Origin of the sequence: Flavobacterium sp. (assembly GCF_027484205.1) — a bacterium.
Lineage (GTDB): Bacteria > Bacteroidota > Bacteroidia > Flavobacteriales > Flavobacteriaceae > Flavobacterium.
In genome coordinates this window covers 313682-332904 of record NZ_JAIXUB010000015.1, presented here as the reverse complement: position 1 = coordinate 332904, position 19223 = coordinate 313682, and the positions used below count along the sequence as shown (strand labels likewise).

13 protein-coding genes are annotated in these 19223 nt (G+C 32.7%); 5 read left to right on the top strand and 8 right to left on the bottom strand.

The annotated features are described in order from the left end of the window. The first annotated feature begins 90 nt into the window (after positions 1–90). The 4 genes from Q0049_RS07605 to bioB all read left to right on the top strand — a co-directional run bounded on the left by Q0049_RS07605 (position 91) and on the right by bioB (position 4862). Positions 91–2121 carry a M43 family zinc metalloprotease gene (locus tag Q0049_RS07605; RefSeq protein ID WP_298118241.1) on the top strand — a complete coding sequence of 677 codons (2031 nt, stop codon included), beginning with the start codon at positions 91–93 and terminating at the stop codon, positions 2119–2121. Between the two features lie 94 nt (positions 2122–2215). Continuing rightward, on the top strand, positions 2216–3151 hold the full coding sequence (locus Q0049_RS07600) for a bifunctional riboflavin kinase/FAD synthetase (protein WP_298118239.1): 936 nt from the start codon (positions 2216–2218) through the stop codon (positions 3149–3151). A 94-nt stretch (positions 3152–3245) separates the two neighbouring features. Next, a complete protein-coding gene (locus Q0049_RS07595) occupies positions 3246–3695 on the top strand; it encodes a hypothetical protein (RefSeq protein ID WP_298118237.1) in 450 nt (149 codons plus the stop codon). An 81-nt stretch (positions 3696–3776) separates the two neighbouring features. After that, positions 3777–4862, top strand: coding sequence for a biotin synthase BioB (gene bioB, locus Q0049_RS07590; protein WP_298118235.1), 1086 nt, complete (start codon positions 3777–3779; stop codon positions 4860–4862). Positions 4863–5011: 149 nt separating this feature from the next. On the opposite strand, the gene Q0049_RS07585 is transcribed toward bioB, so the two are convergent. After that, positions 5012–10030 (bottom strand): choice-of-anchor D domain-containing protein, encoded by a 5019-nt coding sequence (locus tag Q0049_RS07585; protein WP_298118233.1) that lies wholly within the window; start codon positions 10028–10030, stop codon positions 5012–5014. Positions 10031–10200: 170 nt separating this feature from the next. Here Q0049_RS07585 and Q0049_RS07580 point away from each other — a divergent pair, with 170 nt between their 5' ends. Beyond that, entirely contained in the window at positions 10201–10629 is a 429-nt protein-coding gene (locus Q0049_RS07580) for a regulatory protein RecX (RefSeq protein ID WP_298118231.1), read from the top strand. Between the two features lie 48 nt (positions 10630–10677). Here the strand turns inward: Q0049_RS07580 and Q0049_RS07575 are convergent, their stop codons facing one another. The 7 genes from Q0049_RS07575 to Q0049_RS07545 form a co-directional block, all read right to left on the bottom strand. Further along, positions 10678–11931: a beta-ketoacyl synthase N-terminal-like domain-containing protein gene (locus Q0049_RS07575; protein ID WP_298118229.1), complete on the bottom strand. Its 1254-nt coding sequence runs from the start codon at positions 11929–11931 to the stop codon at positions 10678–10680. Positions 11932–12270: 339 nt separating this feature from the next. After that, complete coding sequence (bioA, locus tag Q0049_RS07570; protein ID WP_298118227.1) at positions 12271–13572, bottom strand: adenosylmethionine--8-amino-7-oxononanoate transaminase; 1302 nt, start codon at positions 13570–13572, stop codon at positions 12271–12273. Between the two features lie 113 nt (positions 13573–13685). Next, on the bottom strand, positions 13686–14318 hold the full coding sequence (gene bioD / locus Q0049_RS07565; protein WP_298118225.1) for a dethiobiotin synthase: 633 nt from the start codon (positions 14316–14318) through the stop codon (positions 13686–13688). 64 nt (positions 14319–14382) lie between these two features. Continuing rightward, positions 14383–15582 carry a pyridoxal phosphate-dependent aminotransferase family protein gene (locus tag Q0049_RS07560; RefSeq protein WP_298118223.1) on the bottom strand — a complete coding sequence of 400 codons (1200 nt, stop codon included), beginning with the start codon at positions 15580–15582 and terminating at the stop codon, positions 14383–14385. A gap of 62 nt (positions 15583–15644) precedes the next feature. Further along, positions 15645–15926, bottom strand: coding sequence for a F0F1 ATP synthase subunit epsilon (locus tag Q0049_RS07555; RefSeq protein WP_298118792.1), 282 nt, complete (start codon positions 15924–15926; stop codon positions 15645–15647). Between the two features lie 84 nt (positions 15927–16010). Beyond that, positions 16011–17522, bottom strand: a complete 1512-nt coding sequence (atpD, locus tag Q0049_RS07550; protein ID WP_298118221.1) for a F0F1 ATP synthase subunit beta — start codon at positions 17520–17522, stop codon at positions 16011–16013. A 225-nt stretch (positions 17523–17747) separates the two neighbouring features. Next, positions 17748–19217 (bottom strand): G-D-S-L family lipolytic protein, encoded by a 1470-nt coding sequence (locus tag Q0049_RS07545; protein WP_298118218.1) that lies wholly within the window; start codon positions 19215–19217, stop codon positions 17748–17750. Between the last annotated feature and the right edge of the window lie 6 nt (positions 19218–19223).

The following is a 19223-nucleotide window of genomic DNA, read 5'->3' as shown; positions in this document are numbered from 1 at the left end:
AATTTCATTTGACGAATATAATATTTTTTTTTTAACTTTTAGACTAACAATTTATTGGAATTTTCATATTTTTACAAAAAAAATTAACTTATGAAAAACTATTTACTTTCATCAAAGTCTTTTTTGGCTATTTTATTTTTAGCTACTACAATAGGTTTTGCTCAAGAAAAAAGTACTAAACAAATGGTGCTTTTTGGAAAAAAACAAGAGGTTACCACTACAAACGACTACGTAAGATGTGCTTCTGTAGAGTATGAAAAATATCTTCAAGAAAATGATTCAAATAGATTAACAGATGAACAATTTGAAGCGTGGATAAATCCATTAATTGAAAGTTATAAAACTAGAAGAAGTACTGCTTCAACGACTGAAATTATAACTATTCCTGTTGTAGTTCATGTTATCCATTCTGGTCAATCTGTTGGTGTTGCTCCTAACATTACAGATTCCCAAGTTCAATCTCAGATTACTGTAATGAACAACGATTTTAGAAGACTTTCGGGAACACCAGGTTTCAATACAAATCCTGTTGGTGCTGACACAGAAATTCAATTCGTATTAGCAAAAGTTGATCCAAATGGAAATCCTACAAATGGAATTAACCGAGTTAATATGTGTCAATCTTCTTGGTCAACTGCTGATATTAATTCAACAGTAAAACCTAATACCATTTGGGATCCAACACAATATTTGAATATGTGGTCTGTAAACTTTACTGACCAAACATTACTAGGATATGCACAATTTCCAGATGCTTCAGGACTTCCTGGTTTAAATGCTTCTGGAGGAAGTGCTTCTACTGATGGTGTTGTTGCAAATTATGCAACTTTTGGTGGAGTTGCTTATAATGATGGTACGTTTTTATTAAACGCACCTTACAACGAAGGAAGAACAATGACACATGAAGTTGGTCATTGGGTTGGTTTAAGACACATTTGGGGTGATTCGTCTTGTGGTGATGACTTTTGCGCAGATACTCCTGTGCATCATACCTCAAATGGAGGTTGTCCATCTGTTACAAATTGTACTAATACAGGTTTAGAAATGGTTCAAAATTATATGGACTACACCAATGATGGATGTATGAATATTTATACTCAAAATCAAAAAGACAGAATGGTAGTTATTATGAATAATGCTCCAAGAAGATTATCATTAAAAACTTCTACAAAAGGAACTCCAATTCCATTATTTGCTAATGATGCTGAAGTGAAAGTAGAAGCAGTTTGTAGCGCACCTGTATCTCCTGTTTGTGGTGCGAGTCAGTCCTATCAAAAAATTTCACTTTTTAATAGAGGAACTTCAAATTTAACTTCGGCAACATTAAACTATAGTGTAAACGGAGGAACTGTTTATACTTACAATTGGAGTGGAACCATAGAGCCTAATAAATTTTCAACATTTGACATGCCAGTTTCAAGTACTACAAGTGGTACAATTACTGTATCAGTTGTAAATGCAAATGGTGTTTTAGATCAAAGAAGTACAAATAATACTGCTTCAGGGAGTTTTACCGCAACAAATGGTCCTGTAAACTACACAAGTTTTACAACTGTTTTATTCAAATTAAAAAGAGATAACGTTGCATCAGAAACAACTTGGAATTTAAAAAATAATTCTGGAACAACACTGTACAGTGGTGGACCTTATGGAAATGGTTCAATTGTTATTTCTCAAACATGGACTGTTCCTGCTGGAGCTTGTTACGTTTTTACTATTAATGACGCAGGATCAAACGGAATTTGTTGTGGAAACGGAAATGGATATTATACAATAAAATCGCCTGACAATACTATTACAGTTGGAGAAGGCGGACAATTTGGAGCTACAGAAAGTAAAGCATTTAGCATCAACTATCTTTCAAATGAAGTTTTTGATACAGTTTCAAACATTTATTTATATCCAAACCCATCTAAGGATTTTGTAAATATTGGCATTACAAATTCTGAATTCCCAAAAGCTTATTCAATATACAATGCGTTAGGACAAAAAATTACAGAAGTTCAAATTTCTTCTGAAAGTGACTTAACAATTAATACTTCTAATTTAAGTATTGGAACCTATTTTGTAAATGTTTCAACAGAAAACACTAATAAAACTTTGCGTTTTATTAAAGAGTAATTCTGAATAAAAAAAAATTAATAAGGATTGGATAATATAGTTTCCAATCCTTATTTGTTTTATAAAATCTCTTAAATTTGCCAAAAATAATTGCTTGAAAACTTTCAACTCCATCAATTCTTATAAAACATCGAAGAAATCAATTGTAACCATTGGGACTTTTGATGGTGTGCATATAGGACATAATCACATTTTGCAAAAACTAGTTTATGATGCAAAAAACAGTGAAAGTGAAAGTCTTGTTTTGACATTTTTTCCACATCCAAGAATGATTTTACAAGAAAATAATGAGGTCAAACTATTAAATACGATTACTGAAAAATCTAAACTTTTAGAAAACATTGGGATTGATAATTTAATCATTCACCCATTCGATAAAGAGTTTTCAAGACTTACTGCTGAGGATTTCGTAAAAACTATATTAGTTGAAAAATTTAATATTCAAAAAATAATAATTGGATATGACCATCGTTTTGGAAGAAACAGAACGGCTACTATTGATGATTTAATCATTTTTGGCAAACAATATGGTTTTGAAGTTGAGCAAATTTCAGCACAACAAATTGACGAAATTTCAGTGAGTTCAACTAAAATAAGAACTGCAATTTTAGATGGTAATATAACTTTAGCTAACAATTACTTAGGATATAATTATTCTTTTTCAGGAACGGTAGTTAAAGGAAAACAACTTGGTAGAACAATAGGCTTTCCTACAGCCAATATCAACATCGATGAAGAATATAAACTAATTCCAAAAAATGGAGTTTACATTGTAAAAAGTTTGATTTCGGGAAACAATTTTTATGGCATGATGAATATTGGAACACGTCCAACAGTAAATGGATTGAATCAAACAATCGAAGTTTTTTTTATTGATTTTGATTCAAACCTATATGATCAAAAAATAACAATTGAAATTTTAGATTTTATTCGTGATGAACAGAAATTTGATTCTTTGGAATCACTAAAAAAACAAATTGAAATTGATAAGCAAACCACATTAAAATTCTACAAGAAACAGAATTTTTAAAGCTAAACATTCATGTATATTTTGTTAAAAAAATAACATTTACACATATTATGCGTAAATTTGATTTGAACTTTTTTAATAAAATATGAAAATTATGAAAATATCAAAAGAACTTAAGTTTGGCTTTTTATTGTTTATAGCTATTGGTTTATACTTTCTACTAATGGAAGGTTTAGGGTTTTCTGATTTATATTATTTAAGAATTTTAAATATTTTTATAATCATCTATGGTTTGAATAAAATTATCAAATCAAATTTATCGGAAGGAAAAAAAAGTTATTTAAAAAATTTATTTTCAAGTGGCTTAACAGGAATTATAGCGATATCACTTTCGATACTAGGATTAGTAATTTATTTGAATTTTAAAGATGCTGCCTACATAAAAAACCTTTCTGAGGCATTCCTTTTTGGCGGAAATCCTTCAATTGCTCAATATAGTTTTGGTTTGTTTATAGAAGGAATTACGTCTGTATTAATTGTTAGTTTTGTAAACACACAATATTGGAAAACAAAAAATGTATTCATTGATAACGTGGAGAGTTAAATTTCAAATGATTTACCATTTATAATTTCTTTTTTTGTTAAAACAAATTAACTACTTTTGATGCAACATATTATTTCAAAAATGAGCATCACTAAACACAATTGGACTAAAGAAGAAATTATAGCAATATACAACAAACCATTAATGGATTTAATGTATGAAGCAGCAACAATCCATAGAGAAAATCATGACCCAAATACGGTTCAAGTTTCAACACTTTTATCAATAAAAACTGGTGGATGTCCAGAAGATTGTGGCTATTGTCCACAAGCCGCAAGATATCATACTGATATTGAAGGAAATGATTTAATGTCTGTTAGTCAAGTAAAAGCACAAGCATTAAGAGCAAAATCTAGCGGTTCATCAAGAGTTTGTATGGGTGCAGCTTGGCGAAATGTAAAGGATGGACCAGAATTTGACCAAGTTCTTGAAATGGTTCGTACCATAAATAAACTTGATATGGAAGTTTGTTGTACCTTAGGTATGCTTACAGAAAACCAAGCACAACGTTTAGCCGAAGCAGGTTTATATGCTTATAATCACAATTTAGACACGTCTGAAGATTATTATAAAGAAGTTATTTCCACTCGTGGATTTGAGGATAGATTACAAACTATTGACAATGTTAGAAAAACTAATGTTACTGTTTGTAGTGGTGGAATTATTGGTATGGGCGAAAGTATTGAAGACAGAGCAGGAATGCTTGTTGCGCTTTCAACATTGAACCCACAACCAGAATCAGTGCCTATAAATGCTCTTGTTGCTGTTGAAGGAACTCCAATGGAAAATGAAAAACCTGTTGAAATATGGGAAATGATTAGAATGGTTGCAACCACGAGAATTGTTATGCCCGAAACTCAAGTAAGACTATCAGCAGGTAGAACTGAGATGAGTCGAGAAGGACAAGCAATGTGTTTCTTTGCTGGTGCCAATTCAATATTTGCAGGTGACAAACTACTAACAACTCCAAATCCAGATGTTAATGAAGACATGAAAATGTTTGAAACATTAGGATTACAACCTCAAAAACCTTTTATAAAATTGATGCAACCTAAAACAGTTGAAGCTGAGGATTCTCAATTTCAATCGTTAGGTGAAAAACCAAAATGGTCAAGACCTGAACATAAAATAGAAAGAAATCTAGAAGCTTCTATAAAAGGTAAATAGAGATTCAACTTTTATTATAGTTTATTAAACTTGCTCTTACTGAAGTTAGGAGCATTTTTTTGAAACTCATTTTAATCGTAATTTATATCATTGAAAATACCCCAAAAAGTTAGATACTATTTGGGGCATTTTTTATGTAGAAAAGTCAATTATAAAATAATTTTCCTTGTTACAATTTTACCATTTTCAAGAATAATTTTTACAATTAATGCTTGATTTCTTGCATTAATATTCGACAATACAATTTCATTATTATTCACCTTATTCTTGTTAACCAATTCTCTTCCTAGTAAATCATAAATAATTACTGATGTTATGTTTTCAATCTCTGATTTAATTGTAATGTTTTGTGATTGAGTAGTAACAATAACATTTTGTGATGCATCAAACTCGTCATTTCCAAGTGCTGTATTCGTATATCTAAGTACAAATCTATCATTGAAAACACCCGTTGTTGAATTAAATGTATAAGGTGCTGATCTTAAATTATGAACTATATTAAGTAACTTATCTTCAAGATAAATGTTTTGATTTACATCAGAGAATAATCCATCTACAAAAGCTATGGCAATAGTGTAATTACCAGAAGTAGGTATTGCTACTCCAAGTGGCACTAAATCTGAATTTTCAAACGGAACAGGTCTTCCTTGAATACACACTTTTGCGTCGCCAATAACCGAGTAGAAATTTTGTGTTCCATCAATTCGAGCAAACGCATCATACATAACATCTTTTTCTAAAGTTGCATTTGGAACATAACCAACAACCGTTCTAATAACACTTCCTGAATCATTGATTAAATCTAACCAAATTCTATGCTTATCTTCTGTTGCAGTAACTATAGAATTAGATGTTTTAAAAAATTGACTATTACTATTAGATGTTTTAACTCGCATCGAATTGTTGAATACTAAATTTATTGGCGCAGCAGCATCTAAAGTTTCTGGCCCATCATTCATTAAAACAAAGAAACCTTGTCCTGCTCCAATAAAACCATCAAATGTTGTTGGTCCGGATATTGTTGCAGTTCCATTATGTGTTATATAGTCAGAAGAAACATAATTATATTGGTAAGAATTGTAAAATGGATTTACTGAACTAGTTGGCAAATTAGTATGACTCCAAATTCTAACTGAGCCTTCAATAACAGGAACAGTAACGGCATTGTATGTTAAAAATGAATTTACACTGATAGCACTTGGGTATGGATTTCCTACTAAGTTCCAGTTATCATCATTTACTGAAAAAGCAACTGTATTTGCACTAGTATAAGTTCCTAAATTAGCAGCTTGCATAGGTCCACGATACAGTCTTTGGTTTATAATACCATTATTTGGTTTTGCTTTATTAGCGATTGCGTTTTGAAATGTTGCAGTAAAATTTGCAGGAGTTACATTAGAATAACCATTTGGACCACGAACAATATAACCTTTCCCTTTTTCCATCAAATCTGAAGCACAATTTATCCAGTTACCAAAAGCTCCATTTGGATTACTAGCTCTTGGATTCCATTTCCAAATTACATCAGAAGGTGTTCCGGTAGAAATATTACTAACTGTAAACTCATCAATTGGTGATGACCAAAAAACATAATCTAGTTCTCTAATATTCGCATTTCTGCGCATTATGATATTTCCAGAATTAACAGCTGCATCATTTACTTGAACTAACATTGCACTATTTTCAACAGTTAAAGTACCATTATTTGTGATACCACTTTGAACCTCAAAATAATAATTTGGTTGAATAGTTACATTAGAAGTTGAATTAATCAAACATTCACAAGCTTCTATACTTCCTTGATTTGGTAATGATGATGTTATATAATCAGCATCAAAAATAGCTTTTGTATTAGAAGTAGGAAACCCTGCCGACCAAGTACTTCCATTCCAGATAGATATTTGTGGTATTTGTCCTTCAATTTTGATATCATCAATTGCCCAAATCTCTGCCACATTATCAACTTTAATAGTAATCCTAATTAAAAGATTGGCTACTGATGGCAAGCTTCTTACGTTATATGTTGAGATTCCATTTACAAGTTCAGCATTCCCATTTCTAGTATCAATAGTTGCGCCATTATTAGTTCCTGTATAATAAGCATTTAAAGTTCCTGAGGCAAGAAAATCCCACCTTGAATTTGAATAACCTCTTAATACTGATTCCGTTGACCAGTTAGTACCTCCATCGATACTAGTTTCAACTTGAATCAAGTCATTGACATCTAAACCTTGAGAACCAGTTCTAAAAGCACCAATCCTCATTGAAAAATTAATGTTATTATATAAACTTACATCTATAGGATTAAGGGTTATTGAAGCCGTTTGATAAATATTATTACTTGAGCTTTCTCCACTATCAGGATATCCACTAAATTGCAAAGATTTTGCACCGATATAAGCGTTTTTAACACCTGAGCCATTATTATAAGTTCCACCACCAATTAAAAGAGTACCATTATTTGCTGATTCTGATGTAAGAACAATAGGAGAATAACTCCAAACAGGCGTTGCAGGAACATCTTCAAAATCTTGTTGCGCAATTATTTGAACTGGTCCATTATTACAAACTGTAAAAACAATTCCTGTTCCTGATATTGCAAATGTAAATGTAGGGTCAATTGCATCTCCAATTGTTTTCCCAGAATCAGTATAAACAGAAAAACTAACCGTTGCATTCTTTAATCCAACTGAAGTTGGGGCAAAATTAATTGTGAATGCGCTACTATTTCCATTTGCTAAAGCATTTGCAGTAGGATTTGAAACAACTGTAAACATTGTTGCATCTGGTCCCGAAATTGTAACATTTGAAAAATATCTTGATGTTCCAGCTAAATTTGTAATTACAAAAGTATTTTGCTTAACACCTGTTGTAATTGCAACAGAATTAAAATCGGTTAAATTAGTCAAACTTGTTGATGTCGACCCTTTAATTACATCATTACCATTTCCATAAACATATATATTATTTAATCCTTTAGCTGTACCGCTAATATTAAAATTATAAATAGATTCATCTGTATCATCGTTGCTTATAATAATAGTAGCATTTTTTGCACCTAATGAAGTTGGAGCAAAAGTAACTTCAAATGTTAATGAAGAACCTCCTGGGATAGAATTAGAGCTTGGTTGAATAGTTATAGAAAATGAGGACGCATGTGGACCAGTAATTGTAATATAAGGTGTGCCAGTAAGTGATAAATTAGTTGAACCAAGATTTTCAATTGTAAAAATTCTAGTTGATGTAGCTAAAACATTTGTTACTGGAAAAGCAGTATGATTTGTTCCAATTGGATATAAACTATTATCTGGAATGCTAATTGTATTTCCTAAAACATTAATATCAATAGAGGAAACAATTGTTCCTGTCCCTTGAATCACAAAATCATAAGGGTTTTCATTAGAATCATTATTTACTATAGTAAGTGTTGTATTTCTTGTTCCTGATGCTGTTGGACTAAAAGTTACTACGAAATCTATACTTGCTCCAACGGCAATTGTTGTTGGCAATGTTATTCCAGAAACCGCAAAATCTCCAGCTGCTGTTCCACCAACCATATTTATTGATGTTACATTCAATACATCATTTCCAAGGTTTTGAATTCTGAAATTTTTGGCTTGAGAGTTTCCAACTACAATTGTTGTATATAAAGTATTGTCAGTTCCTTGAGGTGTAACATCTCCATCAGAAATTGTTGGATTTGAACCAATCACACCTCTAACAGTAATTTCAGGTGCTATAGATGTGATGCAACCTGAACTCATTGGAATTGTAGCTGTTGTTCTATAATTATATGTTTGAGCTATAGCACCACTTACTCCATAAGGAACTAATAAAAAATAATAAGTAGTACCACCATTTAAACCTGTAACACTAAATGTAGTGTCGGCAGAAGAAGTTGTGTAACCTGCAACTGTAGCGTTTCCAAAAACAGTTCCAATAGAATGAATTGCTCCATCTGTTGGAACTCCAGTTGGCATAACATTTTCTCCATATAAAATTACGTATCCATTTGCGTTAGTAATTGTACTTGCGGCACTGAATGTTAAATTAATTTGAGAAACACTAATAGTTGAACAACTAAAACTAGCAGCGTGACTAGATGGTTCATTAGCTAAAGTATAAAATGTAACCGATTCAGGAGAAGAAATGTTATAACAATTTGGTGTGTTATAACTATATATTGTTGCAGTATATTGAGTTCCAGGTATTAAATTAGTTATCGTAGAAGATGTTCCATTGTTTACATAAACTACTTTATTTCCAGAACTTACTGTGGTTTCTGGAGCAAGTGAATAATTTGTATTTGCTGTATAAGATGTTCCATTCACAGGTGAAACTTCTGCTGTAGCTGTTGGTCTAACTGTTACAACAGTTCCAGTTGTTCCTCCGCCATTTGACCAAGAAAAATCTGCAGTAGTATTTGAAATAGAACCTAATGCTAAAGTTGACGCTTGATTGGTTGGTGTCGAACATCCAGTTCCAAATGTTGCAGTTAAAGTTAAATTATCAATACCAATTCCTTGAGCATTAGTTGCTCCTAATAATCCTGTATAAGTCCAACACAAATAATACAATCCCGATGGTGGTATACTCAAACCTGAAATAGTAAAAGACTTACTAATTGTTGTTGGTGGATTTACAACAGCGTTTGCCCCATCTGCTGCATAAGCTTGATCGCCAGAAGTAGCGGCAGTATTTACTGCAGTAGCCGTTGAACCATGAAAAAAAGTCCAATTAAAAGCTCTAGTTCCAGTTCTATACTTTTCGTAGTCAAATGAAATGGTTAAATCAGTTAAATTTGTACTATTAGTATTTTGAATAGCAAGGATAATACTTCTTGGACTACTAAAAGTACCTGTTGTCAAAAATCCTAAACATCTATCAGTTGAGGATGCAGTAACCCCATTTGCCCAATTTATATTACCACCACTGGACGTTCCAGTAACCGCTCCAGTACCTGTGGTTCCATAAGCCAATGTAGTTGCAGTTGTTCCTGTTGAGTAATTATTTGTAGAATTAACTCTAAATCCCGCAGGCAATGTAGACGTAGCGCTACTTCCCATGCCATCAAAGTTTTGCGTAATTGGTGTTGTATTTGGGATCAAAATCTGTCCAAACGTAAAACAACTAAACAACAGCGCAATAAAAAGTATTTTAATTTTCATAATGAATGAATAAAAAGTTCGTCTTTAGCAAAACGATTTGGGACTACAAAATTACTTCTAATCCACACAATTTCAATACTTTTGCGTTATCAAATTATTAACAAATTTTAATCTTTTTAACCGTTTTGAACTCAAAATCAATTAGTTCTGTAGAAGAAGTTATACAAAAGATGGAATACTACTGTTCTTATCAAGAACGATGTCATATAGAAGTATCTGAAAAATTGCGCTCTTTTGTTTTGAATCAGTATGAAAAAGACCAAGTTATAGTACATTTAATTGAAAGCAATTTCTTAAATGAAGAACGTTTTGCGTCTATTTTTTCAATAAGTAAATTCCATCAGAAAAAATGGGGCAAAATTCGAATCAAAAATGAATTGAAGGCAAGAAAGATATCTGATTATTTAGTTACTAAAGCACTAAAAGAAATTCCAGCAGAGGAATATGAAATGACTTTTGAAACTTTAGCAGAAAAACATTGGGAAACGATTACCGAAAAAAACGATTTGAAAAAACGAAAAAAATTCTGTGATTACTTACTTCGTAAAGGATGGGAAAGCGAACGTGTTTATGAAAAAGTTAAGGAGTTGGAGAAATAGTTGCGGGTTGCAAGTTGAAATTTTGAAGTTGAAATTTATTTTTGAAACTTAAAACTCTTTTGACAAAAGAATACTTACGGCATTTCCGCCGAAACCAACTGCATTAATTAATACTTTTTTTATTTCTCTTCTTTCGATTTGTTTTTCTGCAAATGGTACTTCGATAAATTGATTGTGCTGCATCATTAAGATGGCAAGTTCCATATTCAACATTCCTGATGCACCAAAAGTGTGACCTACTTTCCATTTATTAGTGGTTAGCATTGGAATGTTTTTAGAAAAAACTTTCTGAATCGCTTTATACTCTGAAGTATCTCCTTTTAAAGTTCCTGGCGCGTGCATTACAATAGCATCAACTTCTTCTAATTTGGTGTTTTGCAACGCCATTTTCATTGATTTTTGAAAACAATTGGCTTCGTCTGAAATTGAAATATTGTGTTCGATATCGTCTGTTGCATAGCCAATTCCTTCAATATATGCCAACGCATTTTTATGTTCACCAATTTCCAAACAAGCTACCGAAGCCGCTTCGCCCAGAACCATAGTGTTTTTAGTTTTTGTAAAATCGAAAGCTTTGCAAGGATAGAAAAGTTCTTCAACATGCTCAGACTGACATTCATTTTCATTATTGTCAATTGATTTACTATGGTCACACTGAGTATTGAACTTGTCGAAATATCGGATTGGTTCTTTACTATAAATTTTTAAAGCGTGCATTTGCGCAATAGTGAAATCGGTTAAAGGTGCTTCGCTTCCACCAACAATAAACTTGCTTGCCATTCCCGATTGTAACCAAGCAACCGCATTTAAAACAGCATGTAAAGCTGTTGAACACGTTATAGAATGTGAAATTTCTGGACCGTTATTTTTTAAATCGTGTGCTACCCAAGAAGAAATATTTCCGAGTGTTGTGGTTGGTGATGCTAAGGTTGACGTTTTTCCAGTTTCGAGAAATTCTTTGTGGTGTTTTTCAAATAATTGTGTGGCGCCACGAGACGAACCAATATTGATTCCGAAGTCGTCACCTCTTTTCCAACCTGCATTTTTAATTGCTTGACGCGAAACTAATATGGAAAGCAAAACGGTTTCGTCTAAAGCTTTGTATTTAATTTCGGATTGTTTTAAAACTTCAATTTCATTTCTAATTTCTTGAGGAATTGTAGCTACAAATTGTGATTTTCCATTAAAGTCTTTGGTTGAAATTAAAGTTTTATTTGAAAGATAATTACGCCAAATAGCCTCAGGATTTTTCCCTAAAGGTGAAATGGATGCTAAGGATGTTATGGCAATTTTAGTTTTCATTCTTGGCCACAAAGTTCGCAAAGTTTTTTGCAAAGTTCGCTATGATTTTAGTTTTTATGGAAATGATTTTAAAAAAAGTTGACACGAATTTACTTCGTCTATTCGACCTTTGATCTCGGGTCACAAATTTTCACAAATTAAAATAAGCGTAAAATAGTACACGAATTTTTTCTGCCTCTTACAGAAATTCAAATGGTTTTACAATTTAGCCCTGATTGAAATGGAAATCCTTTTTTACACCTGACAGGTTTTTGAAACCTGTCAGGTGTAAAAAAGATTGAAATGTAAAGCAGGAATTACCATCACTGATAAAGCCCAAACCATTCGCTCCCAAAAAAATTACACTATTTCCAGAGCATTTTCGATGGTTTGATATACTTTTTGCAATTGATTTTGCGTGATAATATATGGTGGCAAAATGTAAACTATGTTTCCAACAGGTCGTAAAATTATGCCGTTTTCGATGAAGAAATTATAGAGTTTGTTGCGCATGGTTCCGTAGTAACTTTCTTGGGTTTCGGTTTTTATTTCTAGGGCAAAAATTACTCCGAGAACACGAGTGGTCTTTACTTTTGGATGGTTTTTTATTTTGGATTGAAAAGCCAAATGCGATTGGTGCACTGATTGAATATTTTGCTGTATTTCATCGGTTTGTAAAAGTGAAATACTAGCTAAAGCTGCGGCGCAACCAGTAGGATTTGCTGTAAAAGTGTGTCCGTGAAACAGCGCTTTATTGGTGTCATCATCATAAAATCCTTCGAAGATTTTTTGAGAGAATGTTGTTATTGCCATTGGGATTGTTCCGCCTGTTAATGCTTTAGACAAGCACATCATATCGGGCTTATTTTCTAGATAATCACTGGCGAATGTTTTTCCTGTTTTGCCAAAACCTGTCATGACTTCGTCAGCAATTGTGAATACATTATTTTGGTTACAAATTGTGATTAATTTATCTAAAACTTCAGGTGAATACATTACCATTCCTGCAGCTCCAAGAACTAATGGCTCAAAAATAAAGGCTGCAAATTCGTTGGTTTTTACAAGATTTTCTAAGGTTTTAATCGTTTGTTCTTCGTTGCCTTTTGTTGGAACTGGAATGCGAACAACTTCTAAAAGCGAACCTTTGAAAGCTTCTGTAAAAAAAGTAATTCCGCTTGCAGCCATAGCTCCAAAAGTATCTCCGTGAAAAGCATCTTCAAAAGCGATGACTTTAGTTTTAGCTACGCTCAGTTCGCTGTTGGCTTGGGTGTTAATTCCTTTATTATAATTGTATTGGAGCGCCACTTTTATTGCCACTTCTACGGCTGTCGAACCATTGTCGGAATAGAAAATTTTTTGTTGATTGGATGGCAGAATTTCCATTAATTTTTCAGATAATTCTACGGCTTTATTGTGAGTAAAACCTCCAAACAAAACATGCTCTAAAGTAGTTAATTGCTCATAGATAGCATCTGCCATAACTTTGTTAGAATGTCCGAAAGGATTCACCCACCAAGAAGCGATGGCGTCGATATACTCTTTACCGTTTTCATCCCATAACAATGCGTCTTTTCCTTTAACAATTGCTGGAAAATCAGGAACTGTTTTGTGTTGTGTATAAGGATGCCAATTGTGTTTTTTGTCTCTTTGGGATAGATTCATTTTTTTGATAATAGAGGAAAGAAACAAGAAAAAAGACTAATGTTCTTTCAAATTACAACAACAAAGATACGTTAAGTAATTAATCTTTCTTCTTGTTTCTTTGCTCTTCTTGATTACAAATTTAGAAGGTTTTCACGAAACTTGTCAGCGTAATATTGGATTACATTTTGGTCGAAATAAGGTTCGTCATCAATTCTTCCTATAAATTTGGCTTTGGTTTTATTGAGAATAATTTCTTCAGTAGCTTTATTTTCATTGCCTGAAAAAATGATTCCTGCTACATTTAAATTTCTACTTTTTAAAGCTTCAAAAGACAATAATGTATGATTTATACTTCCAAGATAATGGCGTGAAACCAATATTATTTTGTAATCGGGTTGAATTAAATCAATAATGGTATCGTTGTCATTTAATGGAACTAATAATCCACCTGCGCCTTCTATAATAAGATGATTTGCTTCCAGAGCGTTGTCGAAGGATGGTTCAATGATTTTTTTTAAATCGATTGTAATTCCGTCAATTGCTGCTGCTAAATGTGGACTCGCTGGTGTCTTTAATTTATAGCTATTTTCGTGAATGACGGTTTTATCACTACAAATATAACGTTGAATTTTGTGACTATCAGAATTGTCTAAATCTCCTGCTTGGATAGGCTTCCAATAATCTGCTTCTAATGCTTGGGTTACAATGGCTGATGTAATAGTTTTTCCTACATCGGTGCCGATTCCTGTGATGAATAGTTTCATGACTTTAATTTAAACGCAAAGTTCGCAAAGAAAGCGCGAAATTCACAAAGATTTTAACTTTATATTATTTAAAAACAGATAAAGAAAGTTGTTGCAATACTTCTGAGATTTCTTTTTGAGAATTGTAGGAATGTAAACAAAAACGAAGCCGTTCTTGACCTTCAGGAACGGTTGGTGAAAGAATAGCTTTTACATCAAATCCATTTTCTTGCAATTGACTTGCTATAGATTTTACCTTTTCATTTCCTGGAATTATGGCGCATTGAATGGCTGATTTACTATAAACAAACATTGGTTTCAAACCCATTTGAAGTTTTTCTCGATTGAAAAATTGAATGTTGTTTTTAAGTTTTTGAATCGCTTCTTTTTCAGATTTTAAATACTGATAAGCAATCAAAATTGTGGCAACTGAATGAGGCGAAAGTCCTGTTGTGTAGATAAAACTTCGTGCAAAATTTATTAAATAGTTTTTCAATTCATTACTTCCCAAAATAGCTGCGCCGTGACAACCTAACCCTTTTCCGAAAGTTATGATTCTAGCAAAAACTTTATTCTGCAATCCTTGATATTGAATTAATCCTTCGCCTGAATCTCCAAAAACACCTAATGCATGTGCTTCGTCAATAACCAAATAACAATTATATTTTTCGCAAAGGTTTATTAATTCTTCCACATTTGGAGAATCGCCATCCATGGAGAAGACGCTTTCCGTAACGATATAAATCTCAATTGAAAGGACTTCGAACTCCCGAAGTTTTGGGACAGTCTGACAATTGTTTTTTTGAATTGACTTTTGTTTTAAGATTAAATTTTCTAAATCTTCAAAATCATTATGCTGGAATTTATATGATTTTGCGTTACTCATTTGAATTCCGTCGCGGATAGATGCATGACATAATTCGTCATAAAGAATGATATCATTTCGTTGTGGCACCGAACTAAAAAATCCAACATTGGCATCGTAACCCGAATTGAAAATTAATGCTGTTTCAGATTGATGGAAATCAGCAATAAAATCTTCTGTGATTTGGTACAAATTATGATTCCCTGAGATTAATCGTGAACCAGTTGCACCGTTTATTTTAATGTAGTTTTCTAATAGATACTGATGTGTTTGATTGAAAATTTCCTCAGAATTTGCAAACCCAAGATAATCATTCGAGGCAAAATCAATTAAATTATTAGAAACTGGTAATTTTCGTAAAGCATTGTTTTGCTCACGATGTTGTAGTTTTTGAGATAATGATTTTGGGAAATTTTTCATAATTCAAAAATAAAAAAAGCCAAACAATAATGCTTGGCTTTCTTACTTTATTTTGAATTGTCTTAGTCGGCTAAAACAATTACTTTATTGTCTTTCATTTCAATAGTTCCTGATGTGATATCAAGAGTGTAGTTTTGATCGTTTACTTTTGTAAATTTATTTTCTACTTCTTTATCAAATTTAAAACTTGTTGCAGTAACTTTTACTGTTCCTTGTTTTAAAATAGAAACTATTGGAGCGTGATTGTTCAATATTTGAAAAGAACCATCTATACCTGGCAAAGAAACCGAAGTAACTTCTCCTTTGAATAATGTAGCTTCTGGTGATACTATTTCTAAAATCATATTTTTTGAGTTAGAAGATGGAAGATGAAAGATGGAAGATGAGAATTTTACTTCTGACTTCATTCTTCTGACTTCCAGCTTTTATTATGCTTCTGCTAACATTTTTTGACCTGCTTCGATGGCATCTTCGATTGTACCTTTAAGGTTGAAAGCTGCTTCTGGCAAGTGATCTAATTCACCATCAATAATCATGTTAAATCCTTTGATAGTATCTTTAATATCAACCAAAACTCCAGGAATACCTGTAAATTGCTCCGCTACGTGGAATGGTTGAGACAAGAAACGTTGTACTCTTCTTGCTCTTGATACAGATAATTTATCTTCTTCTGACAACTCTTCCATACCAAGGATAGCGATGATATCTTGAAGTTGTTTGTATTTTTGAAGAATTTCTTTTACTCTTTGAGCACAGTTATAGTGATCATCACCTAAAATATGAGGAGTTAAAATTCTTGAAGTTGAATCTAATGGATCAACTGCAGGATAAATTCCTAACTCAGCAATTTTACGAGATAATACTGTAGTAGCATCTAAGTGAGCAAATGTTGTTGCTGGAGCTGGATCTGTTAAGTCATCCGCAGGAACGTAAACCGCTTGTACAGATGTAATAGATCCTTTTTTAGTAGATGTAATTCTTTCTTGCATCGCACCCATTTCTGTTGCTAATGTTGGTTGGTAACCTACCGCAGAAGGCATACGTCCTAAAAGTGCTGACACCTCAGAACCTGCTTGCGTAAAACGGAAGATATTATCAACGAAGAAAAGTACATCTTTACCTTGATCAGAACCTGCACCATCACGGAAATACTCTGCAATTGATAATCCTGACAAAGCAACACGAGCTCTTGCTCCTGGTGGCTCATTCATTTGTCCAAAAACGAAAGTAGCTTTAGAATCTCTTAAACCCATTTTGTCTACTTTAGTTAAATCCCAACCTCCATTTTCCATAGAGTGCATGAATTCCTCACCATATTTTATAATTCCAGACTCTAACATCTCACGAAGTAAGTCATTTCCTTCACGTGTTCTTTCTCCTACTCCTGCGAATACAGAAAGTCCTCCGTGACCTTTTGCAATATTATTAATTAACTCCTGAATTAATACTGTTTTACCAACTCCAGCACCACCAAACAATCCAATTTTACCTCCTTTTGCATAAGGCTCAATTAAATCAATTACTTTAATACCTGTAAATAAAACTTCAGAAGAGGTTGATAAATCTTCAAATTTTGGTGCAGCTCTGTGGATTGATAATCCATTTGCTCCATCTTTAGGCAAATCTCCAAGACCATCGATAGCATCACCAATTACATTGAATAAACGTCCGTAAACATCTGCGCCAATTGGCATTTGAATTGGACTTCCTGTAGAAAGCACATCTGTACCTCTACTTAAACCGTCTGTAGAATCCATAGAGATTGTACGAACTGTATCTTCTCCAATGTGAGATTGAACTTCAAGTACTAACTTAGAACCATCTTTTTTAATGATTTCTAATGAATCGTAAATTTTTGGTAATTCAGCATCTTTAGTATTGAACACTACGTCAACTACTGGTCCGATGATTTGTGAAACTTTTCCTATTGCTTTTGACATTGCTTATGTATTTATTTAATAGCGTTTTAGAAATGAAAAAATATATCCTTTTTTCAGAGTGCAAAGATAATTTTTCTAAATAGAAAATCAATAGCAAAAAGCTATTTTTTATTGATATTTTTAATTTTATAGTAATGATACAACTCAAATATCAATAATTTTTTAGAAAAATAAAAAACCACTGACAAAAATCAGTGGTTTATTGAATGTATATTGTAATCTATTTTAAAGAGAAGCTGGATAAAGAATTCTAAAATCACCTAAATCAACACCTTTAAAATTTGATCCATATTTAGCATTTATAGCTTCTAAAAATTTGTTAGCAATTAAAGCATATCCTCTTGGACTTGGATGAATTCCATCAAGAGAAAATCCTCCACCAGTAACATATGTAGAAGTAACATTGAATCCATTTCCTGATACTCCTCCATTTGCAACTTGATTTAAAACTGCATTTGCATCAACAAAAGCTAAATTACTCGATGAAGCAATTGATTGAATAGCTGCATTGTATGCATCAGTTGCTGTTTTTAATTCAGCCACTTCACCTTTTGATAAAACCCAGTTATCTGCTAGTGGAAATTGCGTTCCGTTTCCTGCAGCTAAATGAGCTTGAGCGCTAACACCTCCTGAAAGTAATAATATATAATCTTGAGCAGTAGCTTGTCTATAAGACGGAATTCCATAACCTGATAAATTAGTCAAATAACTATCAACAATTACAACAGGGTTTTGACCTACAGCAAAATTAATAGTTCTTCTTGCTACTTCATCAGATGAAATCAAACCGTTACTTGCAGCAAACAGCAAACCATTATTGTAAGCCGTGTATCCTGAATTTAATGCTGCAACTTGAGCAGAATTTAGAGGCACTGCATTGTATGGAACTGTGGTAAAATAAGGAATTGTATTAACATAAGGCAAATTAGCAACAACTCCTTTAGCTCCATTTGCAGTTAATCCATTTACTAATGTTGAGTAAACGTTTGCAAAAACATTTGGGTCAGTAATATCATTTGCTCCATAAGTTGCAGGATTTAAATTTCCTGTTTGATTAGTTCCTGTTCCACCTGAAAGCGCATAAGATAAGACATCATTATTTCCAATCCATAGAGAAAAGAAAGTAGCATTTTGTGCAGTTGCGTCAGCAAGAACTGTAGTTGAAGGAGATGAAGCAAAACGAACAAAATATGGATTTGCTTGTCCTGAAGCGACACCAGCAATATTACCATAATTAGGAGCTAATAAATGATAACTTTTTGCTCCTGGAACACCCATATTATTAAAAGGTCCAGTTAAAATATTTGAAATATCTGTTGTTGATGCACCTGGAACTTGTACTGGACCTGTACCGTTGAAATATAATCTTTTTGGTTGAACTTGTAATCCTCCTAAGAGTAGTCCTCCAAAATTATCATCCATTAAAGGTAGCCTGAACTCGCCACCACCTACTAAAGAAAATTGATCCGCAAGAAGTTTAGGGTAAGAGTTACTTTGTCCTTCAACAAACAAAGCACCATCACTAAATCCGGCAGTTAAAGAATTTCCAAGAGAAACATATTTTGAAAAATCAGCTGAACCTGCTGTCAATGGCAAACCATCAGAAGTATTATTTACAACTGTATTTTCATCATCACTAGTACAAGCTATAAAGGTTAAAGAAACCAAGAATAGCCATTTGAAATTTTTTATCATGATATT